General features: G+C 61.9%; 7 protein-coding genes. All 7 read right to left on the reverse strand.

Features of this window, described 5'->3' with window-relative positions; genetic code table 11:
- The coding region (locus tag Q1W40_RS13730) for a branched-chain amino acid ABC transporter permease (protein ID WP_300713005.1) at positions 1-611 on the reverse strand (611 nt) is incomplete at its 3' end.
- Between the two features lies 1 nt (position 612).
- Complete coding sequence (locus tag Q1W40_RS13735; RefSeq protein WP_300713007.1) at positions 613-1653, reverse strand: branched-chain amino acid ABC transporter permease; 1041 nt, start codon at positions 1651-1653, stop codon at positions 613-615.
- 141 nt (positions 1654-1794) lie between these two features.
- On the reverse strand, positions 1795-2928 hold the full coding sequence (locus tag Q1W40_RS13740; RefSeq protein ID WP_300713009.1) for an ABC transporter substrate-binding protein: 1134 nt from the start codon (positions 2926-2928) through the stop codon (positions 1795-1797).
- Between the two features lie 69 nt (positions 2929-2997).
- Positions 2998-3681, reverse strand: coding sequence for a flavin reductase family protein (locus Q1W40_RS13745; RefSeq protein WP_300713011.1), 684 nt, complete (start codon positions 3679-3681; stop codon positions 2998-3000).
- 19 nt (positions 3682-3700) lie between these two features.
- Entirely contained in the window at positions 3701-4120 is a 420-nt protein-coding gene (locus Q1W40_RS13750) for an acyl-CoA thioesterase (RefSeq protein WP_019430319.1), read from the reverse strand.
- Positions 4121-4259: 139 nt separating this feature from the next.
- Positions 4260-5024 (reverse strand): SDR family NAD(P)-dependent oxidoreductase, encoded by a 765-nt coding sequence (locus Q1W40_RS13755; protein WP_300713015.1) that lies wholly within the window; start codon positions 5022-5024, stop codon positions 4260-4262.
- Positions 5025-5177: 153 nt separating this feature from the next.
- The coding region (locus tag Q1W40_RS13760; RefSeq protein WP_300713017.1) for a thiolase family protein at positions 5178-5962 on the reverse strand (785 nt) is incomplete at its 5' end.

The following is a 5962-nucleotide window of genomic DNA, read 5'->3' on the forward strand; positions in this document are numbered from 1 at the left end:
TTGTAGCGGAAGGTGCTGATGCCCATGGCCTCGGCCATTTGCGAGCCGCCCTTGAGCGAACGGATGGCACGTCCCGGACGTGAATCCAGCAAGTTGAGCAAGGCCACAGCACCGGCTATCAAGATGGCCCAGGTCAGCACAAAGAACAGGCGACCCTGCCCGATGTCTGTGCCAGCGATGGACAGGCTTTTGAGCCCCAGCAAGCCGTCGTATTTGCCCAAAGCGTCGAGGTTGCCCATGAGGTAGTACAAGGCCAGGCCCCAGGCGATGGTGGCCAGCGGCAGGTAGTGGCCCGACATGCGCAGCGTGATGAAACCCACGATCAGCGCGCTGACGGCGGTCAAGGCCAAGCCCACGAACAAGGTCAGCCACGGCGACATGCCGGTGTTGAGCGTGAGCCAGGCGGTGGTGTAGGCACCGATGCCCACAAAGGCCGCTTGGCCGAAAGAAGTGAGCCCGCCCACACCGGTCAGCAGCACCAGGCCCAGACACACCAGTGCATACAGACCGATATAGTTGAGCTGGGCAATCCAGAAGTCGGGCAGGGGGGCCAGGGCGATCAGAGGGACCGCTGCGGCCAACAGCCAGATGGAGAGTTTTTGTTTGTTCATGTCAGTGTTCCTCGTCCGAGTGGCCACTGCGCAGCGAGCGCACGAGGAGGATGGGCAGGATCAGGGTGAAGACGATCACCTCTTTGAAGGCGCTGGCCCAGAAAGCGCCAAACGATTCGACGATGCCCACGAACAGGGCACCCACGAGCGCGCCGGGGTAGCTGGCCAGGCCACCGATCACGGCGGCGACAAAGCCTTTGAGGCCAATCAGGAAACCCGAGTCGTAAAACACGGTGGTGGTGGGGCCAATCAGCAGGCCCGACAGCGCGCCAATGAGGGCGGCCATGAGGAAGGTCAGCTGGCCCGAGGTGTGGCTGGAGATGCCCATCAGGCGCGCTCCCGTGCGGTTGACGGCGGTGGCGCGCAGGGCCTTGCCGCGCAAGGAGCGCTCAAAGTAGAGCCAGAGCAAGACGATCAGGGCCAGCGAGACGCCGAAGATGATCACGGTCTGACCCGAGAGCATGACGGGGCCGAGGGCAAAGCGCTCGTCCCAGAACGGCGGGTTGCGAAAGCCCTCTGCGCCAAAGAACAACAGGCCCAGGCCTGTCATGGCAAAGTGCACGCCGACCGACACAATCAGCAGCACCAATGGCGTGGCCGCTTCGAGCGACTGGTAGGCCACGCGGTAAACCAGCGGACCAAAAGCGGTGACGATGGCCACGCTGAGCAAGGCTTGCACCCAAAGCGGGAACATGTGCGGTGCCGCCCAAATGGCGGCCAGCGAGACGATCACGGGAAACACCAGGGTTTTCAAGGCCGAGCGCAGGGCGCGCAAGGGCTTGCCGTGGTGACGCCAGCGTTCAACCAACTCCATCAGGGAGGCCACTCCGGCCAGTATCAGCAACAACCAGACCGTGCCGGGCGTCTTGCCGGTTTGCAGCATGGCGAGGGTGAGTGCGCCATAGGCAACGAATTCGCCTTGGGGGATGAAGATCACGCGGGTGACGGTGAACACCAGCACAGTGGCCAGCCCGAGCAGGGCATAGATCGCACCATTGGTGACACCGTCAAGCAGCAAGATGCTGGCGATGGAAAAGTCCATGGGAAGCCTTGGGGGAAAAACAGCGGGAGCCCGAGTGAACAGTTGCCGTGCGCCGCCCCAGGGACGGGCGCACGGCAATCGCTCAAGCATTCACAGGGGTGGGCGCCCGCAAAGTGGGCCCCCTGTGGACGGGGTCAGGTCTTATTCGACCTTGAACTTGCCATCTACCACTTTGGTCATCACGCCGGTTTCCAGCGTGTAACCCCAGTGGTCGGCAGGCGTCCAGTTCATCACGCCGTGTGCAAACACGGTGCGGCCCATGGTTTCCAGGCTGTCACGCACAGCGGCGCGGAACTCGGGTGTGCCAGGTTTGGCTTTCTTGAGGGCCATGGGGACGGCTTTTTCGACCGCTACCTGGAAGTCGTAGGAGTGACCGGCAAACTGGTTGCGTGAGTTCGCGCCGAACTCTTTTTCGAACTTCTGCACGAAGTCCAAAGCCAGTTTCTTGGAGGGGTGGTTGTCGGGCAGTTGGTCGCCCAACAGTGCAGGGCCGGACACCACAAAAGTGCCTTCGACCGACTTGCCGCCCACGCGGGACAGGTCTGGCGTGGCCGCAGCGTGTGTCTGGTAGACCTTGCCTTTGTAGCCGCGCTCGACCAGGCCCATTTGTGGCATGGCGGCGCCGGAGCCCGAAGCCACGACCAGCATCGCATCGGGGTTGGCCGAGGTCAGCTTGAGTGCTTGCGGCGTCACGCTGGTGTCGGTGCGGGCAAAACGCTCGGTGCCCACCAGCTTGATGCCGGCTTTGTCCAGCATGGGGCCAACTGCGTCCAGCCACTGCTGGCCATAGGCGTCGGTGTAGCCCAAAAAGCCGACGGTCTTGACGCCTTGCTTTTTCATGTGCTCGACCACGGCGTGGCCCATCACGGTGTTGGACTGGGGCAGGCGGAACAGCCACTTGTCTTTGCCAGGGGGCACACCCACGGGTGAACCGGCGATCTGGACGGTACCGGCTTCAGCAGCGATGTCGGTCATGGCGGCAGCCACGGCGGTGATGCAGGAGCCAAAAATCAGGTCGACCTTGTCTTCGGTCACAAAGCGGCGTGCGTTGGCAGCGCCTTTGCCGGGATCGGTGGCATCGTCCAGGATGATCAGCTGGACTTTTTCACCGCCCAAGGTCTTGGGGAACAGCTGCAGCTGTTTTTGCATCGGGATGCCCAGGCCGGAGCCAGGGCCGGTCAAGGACAGGCTCACGCCAATCTTGATATCGGCCAGTGCAGCGGTGCTGGACACGGCGGTGATGGCCAAAGCCAGCAGGGTTTTCTTGAGTTTCATGCTTGTCTCCTCGGAGGGGTGGTTGGAAAACGGGTTGAAAAAATGTTGAGCCGTGGGGTGGTCGTGCAGTCAACGGAGTTTGGACGACTGTGCGGCTTTGTCCGCTGAGCCTTCCAGCCCGGCCAGCAAAGCTTTGCTGTTGCCAGGGATGACCATTTGAAATTGATTGTCTACAAAGGTGTAGTCGTAGTAACCCATACGCGCCAGCGGCTGGATCTTGAGCACATCGATCAGGCCTTGGCCGTTGATGACTTCGTCGTCGATGTGGATCGCCACCACGCGGCCAAACACCACATCGGCCGTGCCCATGGGCGGTTTGCCGGGAAAGCGCAGACTGTTGAGGTACACACACTCAAACTGGATGGGTGAACCCTTGACGCGCATGGGCTTGACCAAGCGGCTGGGCAGTTTCTCAAGGCCTGCCCGCTCGAACTCATCCACGCCGTGGGGGACTTCTTCGGCTGAGATGTTGACCGCATCGCGCAGCGCATAGGTGGCCATGTTCCAGACGAACTCGCCGGTTTGCTCGGCGTTGCGCACCGAGTCCTTGCGCTCGCCTTGCGTGGTCTGGTTGGCGCTGAACATGACGATGGGCGGATCAAAGCTCACATTCTGGAACTGGCTGTAAGGCGCCAGGTTGTGGCGGCCTTGGGCATCCACCGTCGAGATCCAGCCGATCGGGCGCGGGATCACGCACGACTTGAACGGGTCGTGCGGCAATCCATGGGGGGTGACGCCGGGTTCGTAATACATGCTCAGTCCTTTGGGGTGTTCAGCTGCACAGCGCTTTGATGTCTTCGGGCACCGGGATCGCCTTGATGCGGTCCGGGTCTTCGGGGTGCTTGATGCAAAAGGCGCGCACTTCGGTGCCTTCGCACAGCACGGTGTCGCCCCGCATGACCACGTGCTTGTGCACGATGACTTTCTCGCGCCACTCCTGCACGCTGGTGTGCACCTGAATGGTTTCGCCATAGGTGGCGGGGCGGATGAACTTGGTGTTGATCTCCAGGAGCGGCGTGCCAATGATGCCGCGCGTCTTGACCAGTTCGCGCCAAGGCGGCACACCGCACTTGACGAAAAAGTTCAGCGACGAAGCGTCCATCCATTTGGAGAAGTTGGGGAAGAAGACGATGCCTGCGGGATCGCAGTCACCGAACATCACTTGCACTTCGTAAACAACGGTTTTACTCATCTGGGGTCTCTAGGTTGGCGTGAACAGGTTTTTCATTTGTCATGCCCGACTTGATCGGGCATCCACGCGCATCGAAGGCATGGATACCCGCCTGCGCGGGTATGACAAATGTGTGAGGTGCACGCATGTCGTGGTGGTTTCAGCGGGGGGCCATGCGCAGCGCGCCGTCCAGGCGAATCGTCTCGCCGTTCAGGTGGTCGTTGCTGACGATGTGGCAAGCCAATTCGGCAAACTCACTGGGCTTGCCCAAACGTGCCGGGAAGGGGATGCTGGCGGCCAGCGACTGCTGGATGGGCTCGGGCAAAGTTTCCATCAAAGGCGTTTTGAACAGACCGGGGGCGATGGTGCACACACGGATGCCGTGTTGTGCCAAGTCGCGGGCCATGGGCAGGGTCATGCCTGCCACACCGGCCTTGGATGCGCTGTAGGCCTGCTGGCCCACTTGGCCGTCAAAAGCCGCGACCGATGCCGTGAAGACCATCACACCACGAGCGCCATCTTCCATGGGGTCGAGCTTGGCGCAAGCGGCGGCAAACAGTCGCGCAGCGTTGTAGGTGCCGATCAGGTTGACGTTGATCACCTTGGCAAAGTCTTCCAGCGGGGCGGCATTGCCGTCCTTGCCGACCACGCGCTTGGCCGAGCCGATGCCCGCGATCTGCATCAGGATGCGGGCGGGGCCGTGCGCGGCCGCTGCGGTCTCGATGGCATGCTGCATGCTGTCCGGATCGCTCACATTGCATTTGACCGCCAGGCCACCGATGTCTTTGGCCACGCGCTCGGCGTTGTCCATGTTGAGGTCGAGCACCGCGACCTTGGCGCCCAACCGGGCCAGTTCGCGGGCTGTGGCTTCGCCCAAGCCGGAGCCACCGCCGGTGACCAGTGCTGCTTGTCCTTGGATGTTCATGTCAGTTCCTTTTTGTTGTGTCTCGATGGGGTTTTGTCATGCCCGACTTGATCGGGCATCCATGCGCATCGAAGGCATGGATTCCCGCGTTCGCGGGAATGAGGACAAATAAAGATGCGTGCCCACGTTTTGACGCCATGACGCATTGGTCAATCACGCCACAGTGCCTTCAGGGTTCTCAATCAGCAGCGCAATGCCTTGCCCACCGCCCACGCAGGCGCTGGAGATGCCGTAACGCAGACCCGAGCGCTTGAGTTCGCGCGCCAGGGTGATGGTCAGGCGCACGCCGGTGGCTGCAAGTGGATGGCCCAGCGCAATCGCGCCGCCGTTGACGTTGAGCTTGGACAAGTCCAGACCCAGCTCGCGGCCCACGGCCAGGGTTTGTGCGCCTTGCGCTTCGTTGATTTCAAAGCGGCCGATGTCGGACAATTTCAGGCCTGTGCGCTCCAGCAACAAGCGAATGGCTGGCGCAGGGCCAATGCCCATGATCTCGGGCGGCACGCCCACGGCGGCCGCAGCCACCACGCGGGCCAGAGGCTTTTTGCCTTGCGCTTTGGCATACGCGCCAGAAGTCACCACGCAAGCGGCCGCCGCATCGACCAAAGCCGAGCTGTTGCCACCGGTCTGCACGCCGCCTTCGTACACCGACTTGAGCTTGGCTAGCACTTCGGGTGGCGAAATGCGGGGGTGCGTGTCGGTGGCCACTTCGGTCACCTTGCCTTGCAACTTGATGCCACGGGCTTTGTAGCCGTCGAGTTCGAACTTTTCGGTGACCACGGGCACGATCTCGCCTGCGTGGAAACCCGCTTCTTGCGCGGCCACGGCCTTGGCAAATGAGTCAGAGGCGAACTGGTCCACCTCTTCGCGGGTGATGTTGTATTTTTTGGCCAGGTTCTCGGCGGTCTGGATCATGTTGATGCCAGCGGCCGGGTCTTTCA

Origin of the sequence: Limnohabitans sp. (genome assembly GCF_030158565.1) — a bacterium.
GTDB lineage: Bacteria > Pseudomonadota > Gammaproteobacteria > Burkholderiales > Burkholderiaceae_C > Limnohabitans_A.